An 18,974-nucleotide genomic window follows, 5' to 3' on the forward strand; every position below is an offset into this window, starting at 1 on the left:
AGCCACCGAAGGTCTGCAGCGAGTCGGTCAGGTACTGGTAGGCGCGCTCGGAGCCGACACCCTTGACGATCGGGAGCAGCAGGTCGTTCACGCGGGCGGCCAGTTCGGCGTCGGCACCCGAAACATGCTGCGCGACTTCGGGATCCTGGTGCGCGGCGGTGAACAGGTACACCGAACGCAGGCCCTCGGCATAGGCCTTCTGCATCAGCAGTGAGCGGCGCACGTCGGGGTGGTGCAGGATCGTGACGCGGGGCGCGGTCTTGTCGGCCATGCGGGTCAGGTCGGCACCCTGGACGCGGGTCTTGGCGTACTCGAGGGCGTTCAGGTACCCGGTCGACAGGGTCGCGATGGCCTTGGTGCCGACCATCATGCGCGCGTTCTCGATGACCTCGAACATCTGCGCGATGCCGTTGTGCGCGTCGCCGACCAGCCAGCCCTTGGCGGGAACGCCGTGGCCGCCGAAGGTGAGTTCACAAGTGGCCGAGGCTTTCAGACCCATCTTGTGCTCGACGTTTGTCACGAACACGCCGTTGCGATCACCGAGGTCTCCGGTGGCGGAGTCGAAGTGGAATTTCGGGACGACGAACAGCGACAGGCCCTTGGTGCCGGGACCGGCGCCTTCCGGACGGGCGAGGACCAGGTGCGTGATATTGCCGAACAGGTCGTCGGAGTCGGCGGAGGTGATGAAACGCTTCACACCCTCGATGTGCCAGGAGCCGTCCTCCTGCGCGATCGCCTTGGTCCGGCCCGCGCCGACGTCGGAACCGGCGTCGGGTTCGGTCAGCACCATCGTCGCGCCCCAGCCGCGTTCCACGATGAGGCGGGCCCATTCGCGCTGCAGGTCGTTGCCGACGCGGTCGAGGATGTCGGCCATCACCGGACCCATGCTGTACATGTGCGCGGCGGGCTGGGCGCCGAGCACGAACTCGGTGACCGCCCACTCCAGGATCGCGGGCGCAGGCACACCGCCGATCGCCTCGGACTTGCCAAGGCGCCACCACTCCGCGTCGTACCAGGCGCGGACGGCGCGCTTGAACGACTCCGGCAGCGACACCGTGTGCGTGGCCGGGTCGAATGTCGGGGGATTGCGGTCGGCCTCGGCGTACGGCGCCGCGACCGGCCCCTCGGCGAGCCGCGCCGCCTCGCTGAGCACCGAGCGCGCGGTATCCGCGTCCATATCACCGAAAGTGCCTGCCGCGAGGACGGTTTCGAGTCCGTACACCTCGAACAGGTTGAACTCGAGGTCTCGTACGTTGCTCTTGTAATGACTCACGAACGTTGCCTTCTCGATGGGCCGGGGACGCGGCGCGTCCAGGGAGGAATGGGTGCGCGGTGCGGCTCCCGCGGCACACTGTGCGGCACGGCCGCGCGGTGGGCAACGCTAAGTGAACGGGGGCTAAAACGGGGTCGACGGGGACGGCGGGGGCCAGTGGCTGGTAACCGGCCGTCGGCGGCCACCGGTGAACGGCCCGTAAGTGGCGTGAATCACTTTCCGGGTCGTGCGGGCTCGAGCGGGACGGCCTGAATCCGCTCGGCCACCGCGACCAGTGCCTCGACCAGGTCGGGTCGCCCGGCCAGCCGTGGGTTGCGGACCGCTTCGATGACCACCGTGGTCGCCGCGCGGATGAGCATGCGCGCCACGGGCGGGGCCAATTCGGGACGGAGTGCCTGCAGCATGCGGGCCCAGCGGCCGATGCCGTCCTGGCGGACCTGCCGGTACCGGCGTTCGGCGGCCGTCGGCAGGTATCGGGTCTGGCTGACCGTGATGGCGAGCAGATCAGGTTCGTCGACGCCGAACCGGGCGAAGTTGCGGGTGAGGGTCCGCAGCGCTTCCCCGGGGTCCCGGCCGTGGGACAGCGCGCGGGAGACCAGCAGGTGGACCCACTCGTCGTGCCTGCGGACGATCTCGTCGAGCAGTTGAGCCTTGCTGTCGAAGTAGTGGTAGACGGCAGGGCCGGTGGTTCCGACGGCTGCGCCGATGTCGTCGATGCTCACCCCGGGGAAGCCGTAGTCGGTGAACAAGTGGGCGGCTGCGGCGAGTATGCGTTCGCGACGCTCCGTGCGGTCGAGCCCGGGACGGTCGCGCGCCGCCCAGTGCGCGCGAACATGCGTGGCGCGCGCCCCGTTCGCCGGGAGCTCTACGGCCAGAACCGCGCGCGCGGTCGCGACGAGTACTCGCGCCGCGACCGGTGGGGGCAGCTCGAGCCGGTGGTAGGCCGGGCTCGCCGCGACCGAGAAGGCCGCCCAGCTCAGCAGCTCCACATCGGCGGGTCGAAGCTCCGGTCGTTGCGCCCGCAGGGTGCGGCGCAGAAACTCCGTCAGCCGGGCGGCCCGCAGGAGCACCGCGATCCGGTCGGTGGGGTGCAGATGACGGAATTCGAGTTGCCACAACCGCGGTAGGCCGCGGCGGTCCAGCGCCACCTGGACCAGTTCGGCGACTACCGCGTCGTCGGCGGGGGACCGTCGGTAGGCGGTCTCGAGCCGAACCAGCGCGTCGTCCAATCCGGCGAGCAGGCACTGGCCGAGGAGTTGCTGCTTGCTGTCGAAATGCCGGTAGAGGGCCCCGGGAGAAATGCCCACCGTGGCGGCGACCATCGCCATCGAGGTGTCGTGATATCCGTCGTGCGCGAACGCGTCGAACGCGGCGTCGAGGATGATCGCGCGACGGTTACGCGGTCGCGTGCGGCGGGTGGTCACCTCGGATCTCATCCCCCTCAGTGTGCCCCGCACCCGGCTCAGACGGCGACGAGGCCGGTCTCGACACAGCCATCGCGCGGTCACTGCGGATAGCACCGTTGCCGGGCGGCTCAGTGCGGGGAGCCGCCGTTGTGGACGATGACGTGACGTATGACTTTTCAACGCGCCCAGCAGTTTCCAAGGGAACCGCGGTCTGCAATCGCGCGTTCTGCCGGGAGAAGTCTTTATGACTAGCATGCCGTCATGTTGTTGTCATCGAGCGTCTGGACGCGCGTTTTCTCCGGGCTCGGCGCCTGTGTCGCTGCTTTGCTGGTGTTGCTCTACGCGTTCGTCTTGCTGGTCGAAGGTATGCCTGACGAGGAGGTCTCGGCTGGCAGTCACGCCCTACTCGTTACCAAGCTGATTGTTGTGGGTATGGCAGGTGTGGCGTTGATCGCTGGTGCTGCGAGCGGGTGGAGGTGGGTGATCCTTGGTGGTTGCTCGTTGTTCTTCGCCGATTTCGCACTCTGGCTCGTTTGGTACTCACGGGTTTTCGGACATGCGACTTACGAGCATCCCGAGCCTGGCCCGGTCCCGCAGCCACCGTTGTTTTGGTTGGTGCTGGTATCCGTCTGGGGCGTGTTTCCCGGTCTGCTCGCAGTGCTCGCGTATCGACGGCAACCCGAACGTGCGCTCGATCGTCCACAACTGCCGCCGACCGGACCCGCGAGCGTCTATCGCCGGTGATATACGGGGCCGCCTTCGACTGTGCCGCCGATTGAGTCAGCGGGAACCCTTCGATATCCGGTCCCCTGGAAGTTCCCATGCCTCGCCGATCACCGGGTGAGATCAGGTCACGGCTACCGCGACACACCGCACACGCCCGACCTGCAGCTATCTACCGGCGACCTCCTGTCATCAGACGGCTCTCGCCCGCTGCGAATCGCCAGATCGCTGATTTCGAACGCTCCCACGGCCTGCGCCCCGGGTCCGTCGCCCACGCCTTCCGGCGATGGGCCGACGCGGGCCTGCGTTCACATCGAGACCTGGCACCCGACTACGAACATGACGACTCGAACCTGCGCAGCGGCTATTGCCACGTCAGGACGCTGCTAGAGCGGGCCGCCTGCTCTCTCCGGTCCCGGGCCCAACGAGAACTGCGGAGAGAGCTCGGACCGCTCGACGATCGTGTCATCGCCCGGACGGTCAACGACCCGTTCGCCCCGCACGACCTCCCATGGTGGAAACGGAGGATCGATATCTGAGGGAGCGTCTGAGAACTGAGTCAACCGATATTGCGGGTGAATCTTGGCTCGGCAGGAAGTCGATGGACCTCCCATCGTGGTCGCGGGAAGAATGCGTCCATGAGCAACGAGGTGAGAGCCGCTGTGGTGGTCGGGCTGATCGAGCTCGCGGGAAGCCCCGACTACCGAGACAGGGCGGACGCAGGTCGCTGCCTGGCCAGCTTCGCCGAGATGCCCGAGACCAGGGGACCGCTGTTGGGTCTCGTGCTTGATAGCTGCGACACATTCGTTACCCGCGCGACAGTGGAGGCATTGCTCCGGCGTCGGGACGTGGCCGGGTTCGCAGCGGTCGGCTCAGGGCTCGCTGCGGCCGACCCGGACCACGCCGACTGGATCCACACAGCGGTGCTCGACGTATTCGGGGTGTACTCCCGTGACCGGGACGCCGCTGTGCGAGAGTGCGAGATATTGACCAGGGACCCTGATGAGCAGGTGCGTCGTGGAGCGAGCCAGCTGATCGCCATGCTGACCGGGATCAACCCGATTCTCCGTCTAACGCTGGACAACTAGACATCGCATCGACCGCGGCTACGACGCAGGCAAGAAAACCAACGGCTGCAAACGCCACATCGCCGTCGACGCGCTGGGGCTGCTGCTGACCGTCGTGGTCACCGCCGCGGCCATCCAGGACCACGACGGCGCCCACCGCGTGCTGGCAGCGATGCGGGCGAAGTTCTCCACCGTCAGCCTGGTCTGGTCCGACGGCGGATACGCCGGACGACTCGTCACATGGACGAAAACCGTTCTCACAGTGATGATTCAGATCGTCAAACGCAGCGATTACGCTACCGGGATTCCCCTGGCCAATGCCAGCATTCACTCGTCCGCACACGGCCTCTGTGGACACAAAGCACACCTTCGTCACCATCATGCTCGACGCTGGAGTCGACCCACGTGATGCCCAGATCGCCGCCCGCGACGCCGACCCGTGAACCACTATGCGCTACGACCGGGCCGCACCGACCGCGCCCGCTATCCGAATTCCAAGAGGGCGCGATGGAAGACCCGATGGGCCCCGGCCCATCCTTCGCTGACGCCGTGTTGCCTGGCTAGATCCTGCGGCTCGAGCGCGTCGCTGGGCGCGTACCAGCCGCGCATGATCGCGTTCCGCAGTTGTGCGTAGACCTGCTCGGACAGCATCTGCTTCGTGGGCTGGGTGGGATTTTCCCGAGCCCTCGCTCAATCATAGATGATTCTACAAATCATCGATTATCTCTGTTATCGTCGATCTTGCACGTTCGGTACGACTCGAAAGGCGCGACACGATGAGCGCAAACGATCCCTTCGCCCGTCTCCCCGAGGCGGCCTCGTTCACGGTCACCAGCACCACGGTGAGCGACGGCGCGGCCTGGCCATCCGCACAGTGGTCCTCTGGTACCTCCGGGGGCAAAGACGTTTCCCCGCAGTTGAGTTGGAGCGGCGCACCCGCGGGCACCAAGAGCTACGCCGTCACCGTGTACGACCCCGATGCCCCCACCGGTTCTGGCTTCTGGCACTGGGCCGTCGCCAACATCCCGGCCACGACCACGACCCTTCCCGAGGGCGCCGGGGACGACGCGGGTAGTGGTTTGCCGGTCGGCTCCTTCCAATTGCCGAACGACGCGCGGCTACCTCGATACATCGGTGCGGCACCGCCTGCGGGTCACGGTGAGCACCGCTATTTCGTCACCGTGCACGCTCTGGATGTGGATGACATCGGCATCGCCGCCGACTCCACTCCGGCCCTGCTCGGTTTCACCATCGCCGGCCACATCCTGGGCCGGGCGACGCTCGTCGCCACGGCGGAGACAACGCGGTGAATTCGGTTCGAATCGCCGGTTCCGCCGCCAACACGGGTTCGTCGTCGATGACCGAGTCGATCCCCTGTGATGTCGTGATCGTTCGTCACTCGCAGCGCGACGGCGACGCCATCGTCCGCTGGGTCGAGGTTGTCGTGAACGGCGTGCCGATGCCGGCCACCGGTGAGCCGCGCGTCGTGCACACGCCTCTCGGCACGCACGTCGCGCTCGACCTGACCGCAACTTCGGTCAGTATCCGGACCGAGGACGGGACATGAGACTGCAAGGAAAGACTATGAGCGACAACGCTATCGACCGGGTGGTCGATCGAACTGTGCTGATCACGGGTGCGACGGACGGACTCGGTCGCGACCTCGCGGTGCGGCTCGGCGCAGCGGGTGCCCGGCTGATCCTGCACGGCCGCAACCCGGATCGGGCCGCAGCGATCGCCGCCGAGATAACAGCCGCGGGCGGACACGCTCCGCTGATCATCCTGGCTGACCTGTCGCGACTTACGGAGGTGGACCGGCTGGCCGACGAGATCATCGCCCGTACTTCGCGATTGGATGTGCTCGTGAACAATGCCGGCACCGGAGGCCGGTCGGACGGGAGGCGCGAACTCAGCGCCGACGGCAACGAATTACTGTGGGCGGTCAACCATCTGGCCCCATATCGGCTGACGCGGCGGTTGCTTCCGCTGCTACGGACCTCGGCTCCGGCGCGGGTGGTGAACGTAGCCTCTGCCGGGCAGCGGGAGATCGACCTCGACGATCCGACCCCCGAGCACGACTACGACGTGTACACCGCCTACTGCCGAGCCAAGCTGGCGATGATCATGGCGACCATCGAGTACGCCGAGGAACTCGACGGGACCGGTGTCACCGTGAACGCCCTGCACCCGGCCACCCTCATGGCGACAACCATGGTGCTGGAATCCGGCGTCACGCCGATCAGTACCGTCGCCGAAGGTTCGGACGCGACCCTCCGGCTGATCTGCGACCCGGGCCTGTCGCAGATGACAGGGCGGTATTTCAACGGCACCAGGCAGAGCCGTCCGCATGCGCAGGCCGACGATCCGAAGGCGCGTCGTCGGCTGCTCGAAATCAGTGACACCGCAGTCATTTCGGCGGTGGGCCGATAGGTGACGTGGGCCGATAGGTGCGCATCACGTGACCTATCGGCCCTGGGTGACGCTGTAGGATCAGCCCTTCAGCCTGGGCTGATCGCAGAAGGCGGAAGCAGCCGGGCGACAGTGGTGGCCTCATCGCGGAGCCGCGACGGATGACCGGCTGCTCAGTCGCTTCTCGTCGCCGCGCCGCCCACGACGAGGACAACGCCGCCCACCGCGGCGATCCCGCCGAGCCGCAGCAGCCACGTCGATGCGGTTCGCGCGGAGTCCGCTCGGGACTCGTAGCCGTTGGTCGACCGGGACGAGTAACAGACGTCGCCCTTGCTCATGAGCTGGCCGTCGCACCGCGGGTTCTCGGCGTCCTCGCCGGCGAGGAAGCTGGCGCCGATGAATATCAGGCCGATCAAGAATGCGGCGATGCCCAGCCCGATGGCCTTGGATGCAGCGCTCGTTTGTTTGGTATCAGACATGTCCACCCCCGTGATGGCCGACGATCCCGCGCGGATCGCCGACACGACGATCGAATCATAAGCTGGCCCAATACCTTCGGCAACTCAGGCGAATTTCGGCCGCCACCTCAGCCTTGCCTGAGTGGCGTCCAAGCCCGCGTAATGTCGAAGGCTGGCAACAGATCCGAGCCGTCGGAGAATTCGGCTCGGGTCCTATATCTGTGGGGTTTGCACGATGAGCTTTTACTTTCTCCGCGCCGACGTTCCCGCCAATTTCGGCGAGGTCGTCTATGACGACAGCTATGACCCGCCGCGGGTGGTGACGGCTCATTTCGAGTTCGCCTACCCGGTCGAGCGCGAGTTGATGAAGTCCAACAGCGGCGCGTACGCGGTGACGACACCGTTGGCCGACGCGCTCGCACAGAGCGGCTTGAACGGCTACGAGTTCGGACCGATTACCACCTCGATCAGTTCGCTGGTCGAAGACCCCGCGGGCTTTGTCATCCCGCCACTGTTGGGTCTGGTGGTCACCGGCCGAGCGTTTGTCGATGACTTCGGCATCAAAGGGCGCAGCAAGCTGATCGCCTCCGAACGCGCCGCCGCGTTCCTGTTCGAACGTGACGAGACCCTCCGGCAATACTCGTCCAAGCTGGATGAAAACGACGAGATCGTCGTCGACCTCTGACGCGCTCACACCGGCGGACGCCACTGATGACCTTCCCGGCCCAGCCCGAGGAGACCGTGTCCTCGGTCGCCCGGCTGCTCGGGTGTCCCGGGCCACGATCTACAAGTACGTCCCCGAGCTCGGCAGTTCAGTCGCTCCTGCTGCCTCGCCGGAGTAGCCTCACTGCGCAGGTAATATCGAAGGCCGACAACGGATCTCGGGGGTATCTCGATGAGTTTCTACTGGGTCACACCTGATGTCCCCGCCAATTTCGGCGAGGTCGTCTATGACGACAGCTATGACCCGCCGCGGGTGGTGACGGCTCATTTCGAGTTCGCCTACCCGGTCGAGCGCGAGTTGATGAAGTCCAACAGCGGCGCGTATGCGGTGACCAGGCCGCTGGCCGATGCTCTGGCACAGAGCGGGTTGAACGGCTACGAGTTCGGGCCGATCACCACCTCGATCAGTTCGCTGGTCGAAGATCCCGGAAGCATCGTCATCCCGCCACTGTTCGGTCTGGTGATCACCGGCCGTGCGTTCGCCGACGACTTCGGTATCAAGGGGTACGGTCGGCTGATCGCCTCCGAGCGGGCCGCTGCATTCCTGTTCGAGCGCGACGAGATCCTCCGGCAATATTCGTCGAGGTTGGATGAGAACGGCGATGTAGTCGTGGAGCTTTGACATCGGCAGCTCAGTTCAAGCGGCGCGCGTGTTCGGCGCCGTTGAGAACGGGAATGGTTCGCATCGGTGTGCCCGTCACCAGGGCACTGTTCCGGCGTCGTCGAAGAATCTGCCGGTCGGTCCGTCATCGGGCAGGGTCGCGAGGTGAATCGCGATCGCCGCCCCCTGTTGTGGTGTACGGACGCCTCGGAAGCCATTGAGGTCGGTGGCGGTGAAACCGGGGCAGCCGGAGTTGATCAGGATGTTGGTGTCGCTCAGTTCGTTGGCGTAATGGATGGTGACGGCGTTCAGGAAGGTCTTCGATGCCGAGTACGCAGCTGGAACCGGGCCCATGTCGATGCCGGGCGTGGTCTGCAGGGCGAGCGAGCCCACGCTGCTGGACATGTTGACGATTCGCGGTGACGCCGAGGCGCGCAGCATGGGCAGCATCGCGTTGGTGACCCGGATGACGCCGATCACGTTGGTTTCCACGACAGCTCGCACGGTCGCGGGATCGACCGTCGTGGGTGTCTGTGGCATACGGCCGGTGATCGCGGCATTGTTGACCAGGACGTCGAGCCCTCCGGCATGGTCGGCGATCAGCTCGGCCGCGGCCGCGACACTCGCGTCGTCGTCCACGTCGAGCGGTACGCCGAACGCGTCGGTCCCGGCCGCACACAACTTCTCCACCGCGGTCTCGCGGCGTTGTCGATCCCTCGCGCCCACACCGATTCGCCAGCCGAGGGCGCCAAGGCCCGCCGCGATCTCGTAGCCGATTCCTTTGTTCGCGCCGGTCACCAGCGCGATCGTCGGTTCACTCATGCCGTTGATCATGTTGCGGACTCGGGTGGTGCGTCCAAGACCGATTGGGTGGGCGGCGATACCGCACGGGTATTGGTTGTGGTGAGCGCCGGATACGATCGCATGGTGGAGACTCGGGAGTTGCGATACTTCGTCGCGGTCGCCGAGGAGTTGCACTTCGGGCGGGCGGCACAACGGCTTGCGATGGCGCAACCACCGCTGTCGCGGGCGATCCAGCAGCTCGAACGGCGACTCGGAGTCGTTCTGCTGCACCGCAATGCTCGCGCAATCACGTTGACCAAGGCCGGGTCGGTGCTGCTGCGGGAGGCCCGGCTCGCTCTCGACGCGGTCGAAGCCGCCGAGCGCCGCACTCGCCGCGCCGCTGCCGACCTGCCCGGCGTCGTGCTGGCCACCAAGGCGGGAGCCTCCAGCGAACTGTTGTCGAAGCTGCTGGACGCCTACGCCGCCGATCCCCGCGCTGTCGCAGTCGAAGTGGTGCTATGCGGACCCGGCGAGCCGGAAAGACTGCTACGCAACGGGAGTGCCGACGTTGCTCTGCTCCACCGGCCCTACGACACGACGACCGGATTCGACACCGAGGACCTGCACACCGAACAGCAGATCGTGGTCCTGCCCGCAGGGCATCCCCTCGCCAACCGGCCCCACCTGTCGATGGCCGAGGTCAACGCCATGACCGACCTGCCCCTGCCGCGCTGGCCCCGGCGGGATGGAAGTTATCCAGACGGCCCCGGCCCGCAGGTTCGCGACCACACCCAGCTGACCCAGCTGATCACGCTCGGACGGGCCTGCGCGGTCGTGCCCGAGTCGCTCCGCGCCCAGCTACGCGACGATCACGCCACCGTGCCGGTGCCGGACGCACCGGCCGTCACGACCGTCATCGCCTGGCCACCACACAGTAGATCCCAAGCCGTCGCCGACCTCGTCCGCACGGCGATACGCAGTGCTGGACACTGATCCGCACGAGGGCTATCGGTCGAATGGTGAGGCGGCCGAGCTGAACTCGATGTCGTAGAAGCCGTCGGGATACACGGACAGGATCAGCATGCCGCTTGTCGGGGCTGTTTGATGTGCCGGTGCCGGGAGCTCCGGTGCCGCTCGAGCGTGGTGGTGGCGCGGTCGACACCGGTTCCGTTCCTGTTCCGAGACAGGTATAGAAGAAAGCTCGTAGTCAAATACCTCCATACAGGGGAGGCGCTCTACAGCACGAGAATGCGCCAGTCCAGTGAAGAATATACGCAATTAATTTACTATCCTCGTGGTAGGTTGTGACGGCAGCGGCCGGTATGCGAACACATCGCCGGTATGCGAACATGCGCCGGTGGGATCAGTGCAGTCGCCCATCCCACGCGCCAACGACTACGGAGGACTTCTGGATGTTCCAGCACGGTGCGCCTCGCTCTGGCTTGCCGACGCCGACGCAACGGCGCGATGAACGAGCTGAAGCGCTGGTCGCAGCGACGCTGCGCAACTTCCCCCCGACCCGGCGGTCTTCGAGCGGCGCCGGGTCGTTCGCGCCACCGGACTCCATCAGCAGCTCGACGTCGGTGGCGTCGTGAAATCCCTTGCCCAGGTGACCGACACCGACCAGGTTCCCGCACCCGGGGCGAACCACGCGGTCATTGCCGCATTGATCGGCTCTCCCGGATCGGCCCCGACCTCTCTGTTCCCCACCTACCTTCCCACCTGAAAGGACCCCGCATGGGCCACTACAAGAGCAATGTCCGTGACCTGGAATTCAATCTTTTCCAGGCACTACCGATCGGCGACATCCTGGATTCGGGCGCCTACCCAGACCTGGACTCCGGCGCCTTGCGCACCATGCTGGTCGAGATGCGCCGGGTCGCCGAGGGGCCGTTCGCCGACGCCTTCGCCGAGATCGACCGCAACCCACCGACTTTCGACCCCGACACGCACACCGTGCGCCTGCCCGAACCGCTGAAGAAGGCCTATCGCACCGTCATCGGCGACACCGGCTGGGACAAGATCGGCATCGCTGAGGAACTCGGGGGCACCCCCATGCCTCGCGCGGCGATGTGGGGTCTGATGGAGATGCTGCTGGGCGCCAACCCCGCGATCCACCTCTACGCCAACGGAGCGTGTTTCAGCAACGTCTTCTACAACAACGCCAGCGAGCAGCAGAAGCCGTTGGCGCGCATCTGGGCGCAGCGAAACTGGGGTTCGTCGATGGTGCTCACCGAACCCGACGCCGGATCCGACGTCGGCGCCGGACGAACCAAGGCGATCGCGCAGGAGGACGGCTCCTGGCACATCGAGGGCGTGAAGCGGTTCATCACCTCCGCCGACTCCGACGACCTGTTCGAGAACATCATGCATCTGGTCCTCGCGCGCCCCGAGGGCGCGGGCCCTGGCACCAAGGGCCTGAGCCTGTTCCTGGTCCCGAAGTTCCACTTCGACTTCGAGACCGGCGAGATCGGTGACCGCAACGGTGTGTTCGTCACCGGCCTCGAGCACAAGATGGGTCTCAAGGGTTCGGCCACCTGCGAACTCACCTTCGGCGGCCATGGCACACCCGCGGTCGGCTACCTCGTCGGCGAGACGCACGCCGGTATCGCCCAGATGTTCGACGTGATCGAGTTCGCGCGAATGATGGTGGGTACCAAGGCCATCGCGACCCTCTCGACGGGCTACCTCAATGCCCTCGAGTACGCCAAGACCCGGATCCAGGGTGCGGACCTGACCCAGATGACCGACAAGTCCGCCCCGCGTGTCCCGATCATCCGCCACGCCGACGTCCGGCGTTCGCTGATGTTGCAGAAGGCCTACGCGGAAGGTCTGCGCGCGGTCTACTTCTACACCGCCGTGCACCAGGATCCCGAAGTCGCGCAGCATGTTTCGGGTGCCGACGCCGAACTGGCCGCTCGCGTGAACGACCTGCTGCTCCCGATCGTCAAGGGTGTCGGCTCCGAGCGCGCCTACCAGTACCTGACCGACTCGCTGCAGACCTTCGGCGGCTCCGGCTTCCTGCAGGACTACCCGATCGAGCAGTACATCCGCGACGCCAAGATCGACTCGCTCTACGAGGGCACCACCGCCATCCAGGCGCAGGACTTCTTCTTCCGCAAGATCGCCCGCGACCAGGGCGTGGCCTTGGCCCACATCGCCGGTCACATCCAGAAGTTCGTCGACGAGGGCGAGGAACGTCTGAAGGCCGAACGTGAACTGCTCGGTACCGCGCTCGCCGATGTGCAGGCGATCACCGCCACACTGACCACGTACCTGCTCGCCGCCCAGCAGGACCCCGCCGAGCTGTACAAGGTCGGCCTCGGTTCGGTTCGCTACCTGCTCGCCGTCGGTGACCTGCTGATCGGCTGGCAGCTGCTCACCCACGCCGAGATCGCCCTCACCGCGCTCGATGCCGCACCGAGCCCCTCCGATGCCGACTTCTACCGGGGAAAGCTCGCCGTTGCCGGGTTCTTCGCCCGCACCGTGCTTCCGGAGCTGAGCGCCACTCGCGCGATCCTGGCGACGATCGATCTCGACATCATGAACGTGGACGAGTCCACCTTCTGATCCGCGCCGCCGGTGGTCCTGCGGCAGGGGCCGATCGGGTCACCGGCGAAGTCGAGGTCCGTCCGGACCACGATCTTCCTACTGTGGCTTGTTCGAACAGATCGCGGAGGGAGCTTCGGTGGACAGTTCTGCCGCGACGGCCTTGATGTTCTCCTGCACGATGGTCGGGAGATCGGCGACCGGCGGATGGGCGGGATAGCCGCGTTCCATCTCGGTGGTGATCGACTCCTGCTCACCGGGAGTGACCGTTGTGGCCTGGGGTGAGTCGGCCGCGACGGCCGCTCCGACCAGGTCACGGAATTGCTGGAGGTAGCGGCGCTGCTCGTCGATCAGCGTGCGGGCCGGGCCGCCGGCGCCGTGGCCCGGGTACATCGTCGCGGCGTGTGGAAACCGACGGCCCAGTTGATCGAGGATCTGCAGCCAGCCGCAGCTGTTCCCCTCGAGCAGTGCGGGCGTGACCTTGCCGGTCGCCACGTCACCGGAGAAAAGGTCGCCGGTGTCGGGGCGGTAGTAGACGGTCGCGGTGTCGGACTCACCGTCTTTTAACGTAGCTGTCTCGAACCGGAGTCCGCCGACTTGCAGCAGTGTGTTGTCCGCAAAGGTCCGGTCGGCGTAGGTGACCCTGGCGGGAAAGTTCGGGTTTGCCGAACGGGCCAAGGCGTAGAAGCCTCGGGGGTCCTCCCGCATGGCCTTGTCGGTCGAGGTGGACGCGTGGACAGGCGCGTTGGGGAAGGCCTCGTGGAAGGCGCCCGCGCCGCCCACATGGTCGGGGTGAGAGTGCGTCAGCAGGATCGCCACGACCGGCTTGCCGGCCTTCCTTATCTCGTCTATCGCCTTCCGCGCGTCGATCGGTGTTCGCAGGGTGTCCACGAGGACCAGGCCCTCGGGCGCCTCGATCCAGTAGGTGTTGACCGACCCGGGGTTGGCCGAGGAGAAGTGTGCCGGCTCCGCACTTTTCGCGGTCGACGACTCGGGAGTGTTGCCGTTGGAGCAACCTGCCACCGCGATCGCGCATGCGGCGGCCAGCAGGCGACGTAGTCTCTGGTTCATCGGGAACTTCCGTATCGTCGGGTACGCGATCGTCATCGGAACTCGGCCGCGTGGGCATTCGCCCACTGGCGGAAGGTGCGCGGTGGATGTCCTGTCACCTGCTCCACGGTGGGATAGATGTGGGACTCGTCGAGGGTTCTGTCGCCGTAGAAGCTCAGGAACGCGTGGACGTACTCCGCAGGCATGCGTGTGGCCATGTCGGCTCGGGTCTGCTCGTTTGTGAGGGGGTGGAAGCGCAGATCGCGGTCGAGCACCTCGGCCAGGATGGTCAGTCGCTGGGCAGGCAGGAGCCGTTCCGGGCCGCTGAGCTGGTGGATGCGTTCCTCGTGTCCGGGGTCGAGCAGGGCCCGCACGGCGACGGCCGCGATGTCGTAGGGGTCGACGGAGGCGATGAGCACATCGGCGAACCCGTCCTGGACGACATCGCCCGCGCGGAGCTGGGGAAGCCAGCGCACAGCGTTGGACATGAAGGCGTTGGGGCGCAGGAACGTCCACGCCAGACCGGACTCGCGGACCGCGGTCTCGGAACGGATCATGAACTCGGAGACAGCGTTGCGGGTGTCTGTGGCGACGGCGGCCAGGCTCGACAGCAACACCACCCGTTCCACGCCCGCGCCCCGCATCGCGGTGAGCAGGCCCGGCATGTCGCGGTAGCCGGGCAGCAGGAAGACCGCGCGGACGCCCTCGAGGGCCGGAGCGAGCGAGTCAGGCTCGTTCAGATCGCCGGCAACCTGCTCGATCGACAGGTCGGCGGGCTCGCGCACCAGCGCGCGGGCAGGCTCACCGGCCCGGACGAGTGCCTGAACGACCTCGCCGCCGACATGTCCGGTGGCGCCGGTGACCAGGATCATCGCAGGGTCCTTCCGAAGTGGGCGGCCACGGTATCCGCCGCCAGCGTGACCTGGTGGTCCTGGTCGTAGAAATCGAACTGGGTGCCCTCGGTCCAAAGGATGTCCTTGCGGCCGGCGAGCCCGGCGTGGAAACGGCGGGCGCCGTCGGGGATGGCGGCGTCCTCGCTGTGGACCAGCAGCGTGGGCTGGGTGATCCGCGGTGCCAGGGCGATGGCGTCGTAGGTAAGCCAGTCCGCCCAGGCCATCAGGGCGAAGCGGTTGGGCCAGGCGGGAATTCCGCCGCGGGTCGGGTTGAGATAGAAGTCGATGTCGTAGGGCATGGCCGCGCGCGGGTCGGTGCCGCTGACCACCGGGACGTAATCGATCGCGCCGGTCTCCTCGAATCGCGCCCGGGCTTCCTTGGCGGTCCGGATCTTCTGAGCGACCGCGGCAGGGCCACCGTAGGCCGCCTCGCAGACGGCGGCGTCGTGCAACCACGGTGCGACCAGGGCGAGCGCGCCGATGCGGGGGTCGTCGGCGGTGTTTTCGGCCATGTACATCGCGCCCGCGCAGATCCCCAGCGCGCCCAGCCGGCCGGCGTCGATCGCCGGATGCTCCGCCAGGAACGTCACCGCGTGGTGGATGTCGGAGACCTTGCGCGCCGGGTTCTCCACGTCGCGGGGCTCGCCGCCGGACTCACCGAAGCCGGCGAAGTCGAACGAGAGCGCGGCGTATCCGCGCTCGGCCAGCCGTTCGGCGTAGCGGTCGGCCATCAATTCCTTGACACTGGTCCATGTTCCGGCGACGACGATCCCCGGGGCCGGAGCCTCGGTGTCGGGCCGGAACAGGGTGCCCGTCAAGGTGACGTCACCGCTGGAAAAGATGACCTTCTGCTGGGTCGTCACGAACGAGCACCTTCGATTCCGGGTTCATCAGCTTTTCGTTCGATCGTGTTCATGGACTGTCTCCTGTTCATGGCGGTTGATCCAGCGCCCGAACGATTGTGGACCCGGCAGTCCCACGGGCGGAAACAACGATGTGTTGTGCCCGTGCTCCGCGAATCCTTGTGGCGGATAAGGTGATCCGCGTGAGCGAGCTCGATCTTCGGCATCTGCGTTCGTTTCTGGCTGTGGCACAGCAGCGGTCCATCACGCGCGCGGGGGCGGTGCTCCACCTGACGCAGCAGGCGGTGTCGACGCACGTGCGTCAGCTCGAGCGATCACTGGGTGTGGCGCTGCTGGTGCGTACCTCGCGCGGTGTTCTGCTCACCGCCGCCGGTGAGGAGCTCGCCGCCGGGGGCGCGGTCGTCATCGACGACGTCGCCCGCCTGGCCGAACGGGTACGTGCCGTCGCCGACGCCCAAGCCGGTGTCCTCCGGCTTGCATGCTGTCCCGCTACCACCGCCATGTTCGTGGTCGATGTGGCCGAGACCCTCGAGGCGACGGTTCCCGGTCTTCGGGTGACGTTGACCAGTGCGCAACATCCCAAGCACGAGCTCGAACTCCTCAGTGACGGCAGTGCGGACGCGGCCTTCATGTGGTTGCCGGTCGGTGATGTCGGGCTGCATCACGCGGCGGTGCGCCGTGATCGGCGAGCCGTGGTCGTGTCGCCCCGCCACCCCTTGGCCGACCGCGCGACCGTATCCCTCGACGACCTGGCCGACGATCCGGTCCTGCGCCCCGATGTACTCACATCGGCACAGGCAGAACGGTTCTGGCTCGCCGACCCGAGGCCCGGCGGCAGCTCGGCTCCACGCGGGTCGGTTGTGCCGTCCGTGGAGGACTGCCTCCTGGAGGTCGGCCGCAGCCGTGGCATCTGGATCGCCCCGGAACCGCTCGGCGCGGCACTGCCCATCGGCGATCTGCGCTGGATCCAGGTCACCGACGCCGAACCCTTCGACCTGGCCGTCGTCTGGACCGACCACGCCCCACAGCCGCTGATCACCCGCCTGATCGCCGAGGTCCGCGCGACCATCGGACCCGATCGGCGCCTCGACGCAGCGTGAACAGCGAGGCCGTGCTGCAACAACTCGGGCACCCGCGGACCTACCCTGTCGTGATCGCCACCGAACGCGCCGGGCGCTTGCGCCTGGCCGGTATGTACTTCGAGATCGCCACCGCCGGAGCTGGTCGGTGCTCGGCTCGCGGTATCAGGATGTCGCCGCGACGGGGGCCGCGGCGATCATCCAGTTGCTGAACTCGCCCGCGAGGTGCCACTCGTGCTGGTGGATGAGTCTGGCGGGCAGATTGCCCGGGAACTGCACGGTCAGCAGGGCTTCGAGCGTGCCGTCGCGGTCGCGGAATTGGTGGCGGACGCCACCGATGACGAGACCGTCGTCGAGCACAGCGAGGCCGGCGATCTGGATGGGGTAGTCCGGGTCGACAGGGATGGTGAGTGCTTCGGTTCTGGTGTAGTCGACGAGGAATCGGGACGCGGTCGGTGATCCGCCGGTCGTTTCGACGACTTCCTGGCGTCCGTCGGGCAGGCCGCGCAGCAGATAGTGGTCGGGGCTGGCGTCGACCATCTCGGCTTCGGCGTTGGTGGCGGTGAGGTCGTTGAACCAGGCGGCGAATCGTTCGGCGCTGTAGTGGGGGACTTCGAGCCGGGTGACGGAGTGCTTGGTGCTGCCCCGGCTCGTGGCGACACCGATCCGCGCCATCCTCTCGGAGATGGCCAGGTCACGCTTGAGCATGGCGTAGATCGCCGCGTGGCCCAGCTCGATCTTCAGTGTGGTCAGGGCGGCGCGCTGTACGTCGAGAGGTGCGCCGGACACATCGCCCACTGTGCGGGCGGGCATGAGTTCGGCCATGGCGCGGGTTCCCAGGCGTGCAGCGAACTTCTTCAGTACCGATCCGGCGCGCCTGGCTTCCCATGCACGCACCTGGTCGCGCGCGATGTTCTCCCCGCCGATCCGTGTCCGGATTTCGATGGACTCGACCATGGTGACCCAACCTCTCCTTAAAGCTATTGAAACTTGCGTTTAATATCCCCAACCTCGACTGTAAATGCAAGTCTTCTTGGCGTTAATCATGCCCGAGTCATTGACATGGTGACGCGTTTGACAGATGCTGTGCTAACGCAAGTTGGACTTGCGTTAGATCTGAGCTCGTCGCGCGGGAGCCGAGTCGCGAATGGGCAAGTACTCGAAAGGAATGGTCAATGTTGACCAGAAGAAGCTTCATGGTGCGCGCGGCCGGGGCAACGGCCGCTGCCACCGCGGCGGCGGCCTCGGTCGGCGCCGGGATCACTTTCGCCGCGCCTGATGCTCCGGCGGCAGGCGCCGGGCTGCGCACCTTCATCGACGGGCAGGTGGTCGATCAGGCCGAGGTCGTCGAGTGGGAGCGCCGCCGGTTGTCGGTGGCCGCGGCGCGGCTGCGTAGAGATTACGTCGGTCTGCTTGCCGGCGAGCTGGATTCGCTGCTGGCTCGCTTCGAGGTCGGCGTCGACGACATTCCCGCTGCGCGGGCAGCACTGGCGCGGGCCCGCCTGGCGATCGGGCAGAACGGATTGCGTGAGCTGCTCGCCGGTGAGCTCGTCGCGTCCGAAGCCGCCGCCCGGACCGGGGTGGCCGCCTCGGGTGGACACTGGCAGTACTCGATCACCGAAATCGCCAGTGATCGAGGCACCGCGCAAGGCTTCCTCGACTGGTTCGGCCGCGCGCGGGTGGCCGACGATCGCGCGGTGTGGACCGATGCCTGTCCGGACCACTACATCATCGCGACGCTGCCCGACGGCCGTCAGGAGGTCGTCGAAGTGACCGGTGGCGCGATGCTGGCCAGCCAATTCTTCGTCGATTACACCGACACAGCGCGAGTGATGGTCCCCTCGGACCCGGCGTTCCCGCTCACCGCGTCCGGGGTTGCCTCGCTGTCCGATGGGTTCGTCATCGGTGGCGTGCGCCACCAGTTCCGTGACGAGCCCGGCGGTGGGTTCCGCAGCCAGCTCAAGGTCGCCTTCCCCGCGGCGTTGCCTGGCCTGTATATCGCTGAACATCAATGGCACCTCGCCTGTGAATTCGGCAACTGGATCTCGGCGTATCTGCGCTGAAGGCCCTGCGCGGTCACCGGCGTGGGCCGGTGAC

General features: G+C 66.6%; 19 protein-coding genes and 1 pseudogene. 12 read left to right on the forward strand and 8 right to left on the reverse strand.

The window, feature by feature from the left end:
- Together ACFWF2_RS29735 and ACFWF2_RS29740 are read right to left on the reverse strand one after the other, a co-directional pair.
- Positions 1–1,273 (reverse strand): acyl-CoA dehydrogenase family protein (locus tag ACFWF2_RS29735; RefSeq protein WP_379310780.1); only part of this gene is annotated, 1,273 nt, incomplete at its 3' end.
- 212 nt (positions 1,274–1,485) lie between these two features.
- A complete protein-coding gene (locus ACFWF2_RS29740) occupies positions 1,486–2,709 on the reverse strand; it encodes a TetR/AcrR family transcriptional regulator (protein ID WP_379310781.1) in 1,224 nt (407 codons plus the stop codon).
- A 231-nt stretch (positions 2,710–2,940) separates the two neighbouring features.
- Here ACFWF2_RS29740 and ACFWF2_RS29745 point away from each other — a divergent pair, with 231 nt between their 5' ends.
- The 6 genes and pseudogenes from ACFWF2_RS29745 to ACFWF2_RS29770 all read left to right on the forward strand — a co-directional run bounded on the left by ACFWF2_RS29745 (position 2,941) and on the right by ACFWF2_RS29770 (position 6,899).
- The gene (locus tag ACFWF2_RS29745) at positions 2,941–3,423 is read left to right on the forward strand and encodes a hypothetical protein (RefSeq protein ID WP_379310782.1); all 483 of its coding nucleotides are present in this window, start codon (positions 2,941–2,943) and stop codon (positions 3,421–3,423) included.
- A 617-nt stretch (positions 3,424–4,040) separates the two neighbouring features.
- The gene (locus ACFWF2_RS29750; RefSeq protein WP_379310783.1) at positions 4,041–4,490 is read left to right on the forward strand and encodes a hypothetical protein; all 450 of its coding nucleotides are present in this window, start codon (positions 4,041–4,043) and stop codon (positions 4,488–4,490) included.
- A gap of 58 nt (positions 4,491–4,548) precedes the next feature.
- A pseudogene (locus tag ACFWF2_RS29755) lies at positions 4,549–4,653 on the forward strand (IS5/IS1182 family transposase); the annotation flags it as partial.
- Positions 4,654–5,245: 592 nt separating this feature from the next.
- Positions 5,246–5,779 carry a YbhB/YbcL family Raf kinase inhibitor-like protein gene (locus tag ACFWF2_RS29760; protein ID WP_379310784.1) on the forward strand — a complete coding sequence of 178 codons (534 nt, stop codon included), beginning with the start codon at positions 5,246–5,248 and terminating at the stop codon, positions 5,777–5,779.
- A gap of 47 nt (positions 5,780–5,826) precedes the next feature.
- Entirely contained in the window at positions 5,827–6,036 is a 210-nt protein-coding gene (locus ACFWF2_RS29765; protein ID WP_379310785.1) for a hypothetical protein, read from the forward strand.
- 17 nt (positions 6,037–6,053) lie between these two features.
- Complete coding sequence (locus ACFWF2_RS29770) at positions 6,054–6,899, forward strand: SDR family NAD(P)-dependent oxidoreductase (RefSeq protein WP_379310786.1); 846 nt, start codon at positions 6,054–6,056, stop codon at positions 6,897–6,899.
- A 152-nt stretch (positions 6,900–7,051) separates the two neighbouring features.
- Here the strand turns inward: ACFWF2_RS29770 and ACFWF2_RS29775 are convergent, their stop codons facing one another.
- On the reverse strand, positions 7,052–7,402 hold the full coding sequence (locus tag ACFWF2_RS29775; RefSeq protein WP_379310787.1) for a hypothetical protein: 351 nt from the start codon (positions 7,400–7,402) through the stop codon (positions 7,052–7,054).
- A gap of 169 nt (positions 7,403–7,571) precedes the next feature.
- Between ACFWF2_RS29775 and ACFWF2_RS29780 the strand changes: the two genes are divergently transcribed.
- Together ACFWF2_RS29780 and ACFWF2_RS29785 are read left to right on the forward strand one after the other, a co-directional pair.
- Positions 7,572–8,021 carry a hypothetical protein gene (locus tag ACFWF2_RS29780; protein WP_379310788.1) on the forward strand — a complete coding sequence of 150 codons (450 nt, stop codon included), beginning with the start codon at positions 7,572–7,574 and terminating at the stop codon, positions 8,019–8,021.
- Between the two features lie 210 nt (positions 8,022–8,231).
- The gene (locus tag ACFWF2_RS29785; protein WP_379310789.1) at positions 8,232–8,681 is read left to right on the forward strand and encodes a hypothetical protein; all 450 of its coding nucleotides are present in this window, start codon (positions 8,232–8,234) and stop codon (positions 8,679–8,681) included.
- A gap of 75 nt (positions 8,682–8,756) precedes the next feature.
- Here ACFWF2_RS29785 and ACFWF2_RS29790 read toward each other — a convergent pair whose 3' ends face one another.
- Positions 8,757–9,482: an SDR family NAD(P)-dependent oxidoreductase gene (locus ACFWF2_RS29790; RefSeq protein WP_379310790.1), complete on the reverse strand. Its 726-nt coding sequence runs from the start codon at positions 9,480–9,482 to the stop codon at positions 8,757–8,759.
- A 102-nt stretch (positions 9,483–9,584) separates the two neighbouring features.
- Here ACFWF2_RS29790 and ACFWF2_RS29795 point away from each other — a divergent pair, with 102 nt between their 5' ends.
- The gene (locus ACFWF2_RS29795; RefSeq protein ID WP_379310791.1) at positions 9,585–10,436 is read left to right on the forward strand and encodes a LysR family transcriptional regulator; all 852 of its coding nucleotides are present in this window, start codon (positions 9,585–9,587) and stop codon (positions 10,434–10,436) included.
- Between the two features lie 744 nt (positions 10,437–11,180).
- On the forward strand, positions 11,181–13,013 hold the full coding sequence (locus tag ACFWF2_RS29800) for an acyl-CoA dehydrogenase (RefSeq protein ID WP_379310792.1): 1,833 nt from the start codon (positions 11,181–11,183) through the stop codon (positions 13,011–13,013).
- A gap of 78 nt (positions 13,014–13,091) precedes the next feature.
- Here ACFWF2_RS29800 and ACFWF2_RS29805 read toward each other — a convergent pair whose 3' ends face one another.
- The 3 genes from ACFWF2_RS29805 to ACFWF2_RS29815 are packed head-to-tail and all read right to left on the reverse strand — an operon-like array spanning position 13,092 to position 15,798.
- Positions 13,092–14,063, reverse strand: a complete 972-nt coding sequence (locus ACFWF2_RS29805) for an MBL fold metallo-hydrolase (protein ID WP_379310793.1) — start codon at positions 14,061–14,063, stop codon at positions 13,092–13,094.
- Positions 14,064–14,095: 32 nt separating this feature from the next.
- On the reverse strand, positions 14,096–14,914 hold the full coding sequence (locus tag ACFWF2_RS29810; RefSeq protein ID WP_379310794.1) for an NAD(P)H-binding protein: 819 nt from the start codon (positions 14,912–14,914) through the stop codon (positions 14,096–14,098).
- Positions 14,911–15,798 (reverse strand): alpha/beta hydrolase, encoded by an 888-nt coding sequence (locus ACFWF2_RS29815; RefSeq protein WP_379310795.1) that lies wholly within the window; start codon positions 15,796–15,798, stop codon positions 14,911–14,913. Before ACFWF2_RS29815 ends, ACFWF2_RS29810 begins: the two co-directional genes overlap by 4 nt.
- A gap of 182 nt (positions 15,799–15,980) precedes the next feature.
- On the opposite strand from ACFWF2_RS29815, the gene ACFWF2_RS29820 reads away from it, so the two are divergent.
- Positions 15,981–16,898 (forward strand): LysR family transcriptional regulator, encoded by a 918-nt coding sequence (locus tag ACFWF2_RS29820; RefSeq protein WP_379310796.1) that lies wholly within the window; start codon positions 15,981–15,983, stop codon positions 16,896–16,898.
- Between the two features lie 144 nt (positions 16,899–17,042).
- Here the strand turns inward: ACFWF2_RS29820 and ACFWF2_RS29825 are convergent, their stop codons facing one another.
- Positions 17,043–17,834 carry a hypothetical protein gene (locus ACFWF2_RS29825; RefSeq protein ID WP_379310797.1) on the reverse strand — a complete coding sequence of 264 codons (792 nt, stop codon included), beginning with the start codon at positions 17,832–17,834 and terminating at the stop codon, positions 17,043–17,045.
- Positions 17,835–18,052: 218 nt separating this feature from the next.
- Here ACFWF2_RS29825 and ACFWF2_RS29830 point away from each other — a divergent pair, with 218 nt between their 5' ends.
- The gene (locus ACFWF2_RS29830; RefSeq protein WP_379310798.1) at positions 18,053–18,940 is read left to right on the forward strand and encodes a hypothetical protein; all 888 of its coding nucleotides are present in this window, start codon (positions 18,053–18,055) and stop codon (positions 18,938–18,940) included.
- Positions 18,941–18,974: the final 34 nt, after the last annotated feature.

The sequence above is a fragment of the Nocardia sp. NPDC060259 genome, assembly GCF_042728775.1.
In the GTDB taxonomy this organism is placed as follows: Bacteria; Actinomycetota; Actinomycetes; order Mycobacteriales; family Mycobacteriaceae; genus Nocardia.

What these genes read in the sequence shown, in the direction of transcription:
- ACFWF2_RS29785 (WP_379310789.1), top strand. Translation starts at nt 8,232, where the DNA reads ATGAGTTTCTACTGGGTCACACCTGATGTCCCCGCCAATTTCGGCGAG.
- ACFWF2_RS29795 (WP_379310791.1), top strand. Translation starts at nt 9,585, where the DNA reads ATGGTGGAGACTCGGGAGTTGCGATACTTCGTCGCGGTCGCCGAGGAG.
- ACFWF2_RS29750 (WP_379310783.1), top strand. Translation starts at nt 4,041, where the DNA reads ATGAGCAACGAGGTGAGAGCCGCTGTGGTGGTCGGGCTGATCGAGCTC.
- ACFWF2_RS29825 (WP_379310797.1), bottom strand. Translation starts at nt 17,834, where the DNA reads ATGGTCGAGTCCATCGAAATCCGGACACGGATCGGCGGGGAGAACATC.
- ACFWF2_RS29830 (WP_379310798.1), top strand. Translation starts at nt 18,053, where the DNA reads ATGTTGACCAGAAGAAGCTTCATGGTGCGCGCGGCCGGGGCAACGGCC.
- ACFWF2_RS29765 (WP_379310785.1), top strand. Translation starts at nt 5,827, where the DNA reads ATGACCGAGTCGATCCCCTGTGATGTCGTGATCGTTCGTCACTCGCAG.
- ACFWF2_RS29770 (WP_379310786.1), top strand. Translation starts at nt 6,054, where the DNA reads ATGAGCGACAACGCTATCGACCGGGTGGTCGATCGAACTGTGCTGATC.
- ACFWF2_RS29810 (WP_379310794.1), bottom strand. Translation starts at nt 14,914, where the DNA reads ATGATCCTGGTCACCGGCGCCACCGGACATGTCGGCGGCGAGGTCGTT.
- ACFWF2_RS29800 (WP_379310792.1), top strand. Translation starts at nt 11,181, where the DNA reads ATGGGCCACTACAAGAGCAATGTCCGTGACCTGGAATTCAATCTTTTC.
- ACFWF2_RS29790 (WP_379310790.1), bottom strand. Translation starts at nt 9,482, where the DNA reads ATGAGTGAACCGACGATCGCGCTGGTGACCGGCGCGAACAAAGGAATC.
- ACFWF2_RS29780 (WP_379310788.1), top strand. Translation starts at nt 7,572, where the DNA reads ATGAGCTTTTACTTTCTCCGCGCCGACGTTCCCGCCAATTTCGGCGAG.
- ACFWF2_RS29740 (WP_379310781.1), bottom strand. Translation starts at nt 2,709, where the DNA reads ATGAGATCCGAGGTGACCACCCGCCGCACGCGACCGCGTAACCGTCGC.
- ACFWF2_RS29760 (WP_379310784.1), top strand. Translation starts at nt 5,246, where the DNA reads ATGAGCGCAAACGATCCCTTCGCCCGTCTCCCCGAGGCGGCCTCGTTC.
- ACFWF2_RS29745 (WP_379310782.1), top strand. Translation starts at nt 2,941, where the DNA reads ATGTTGTTGTCATCGAGCGTCTGGACGCGCGTTTTCTCCGGGCTCGGC.
- ACFWF2_RS29805 (WP_379310793.1), bottom strand. Translation starts at nt 14,063, where the DNA reads ATGAACCAGAGACTACGTCGCCTGCTGGCCGCCGCATGCGCGATCGCG.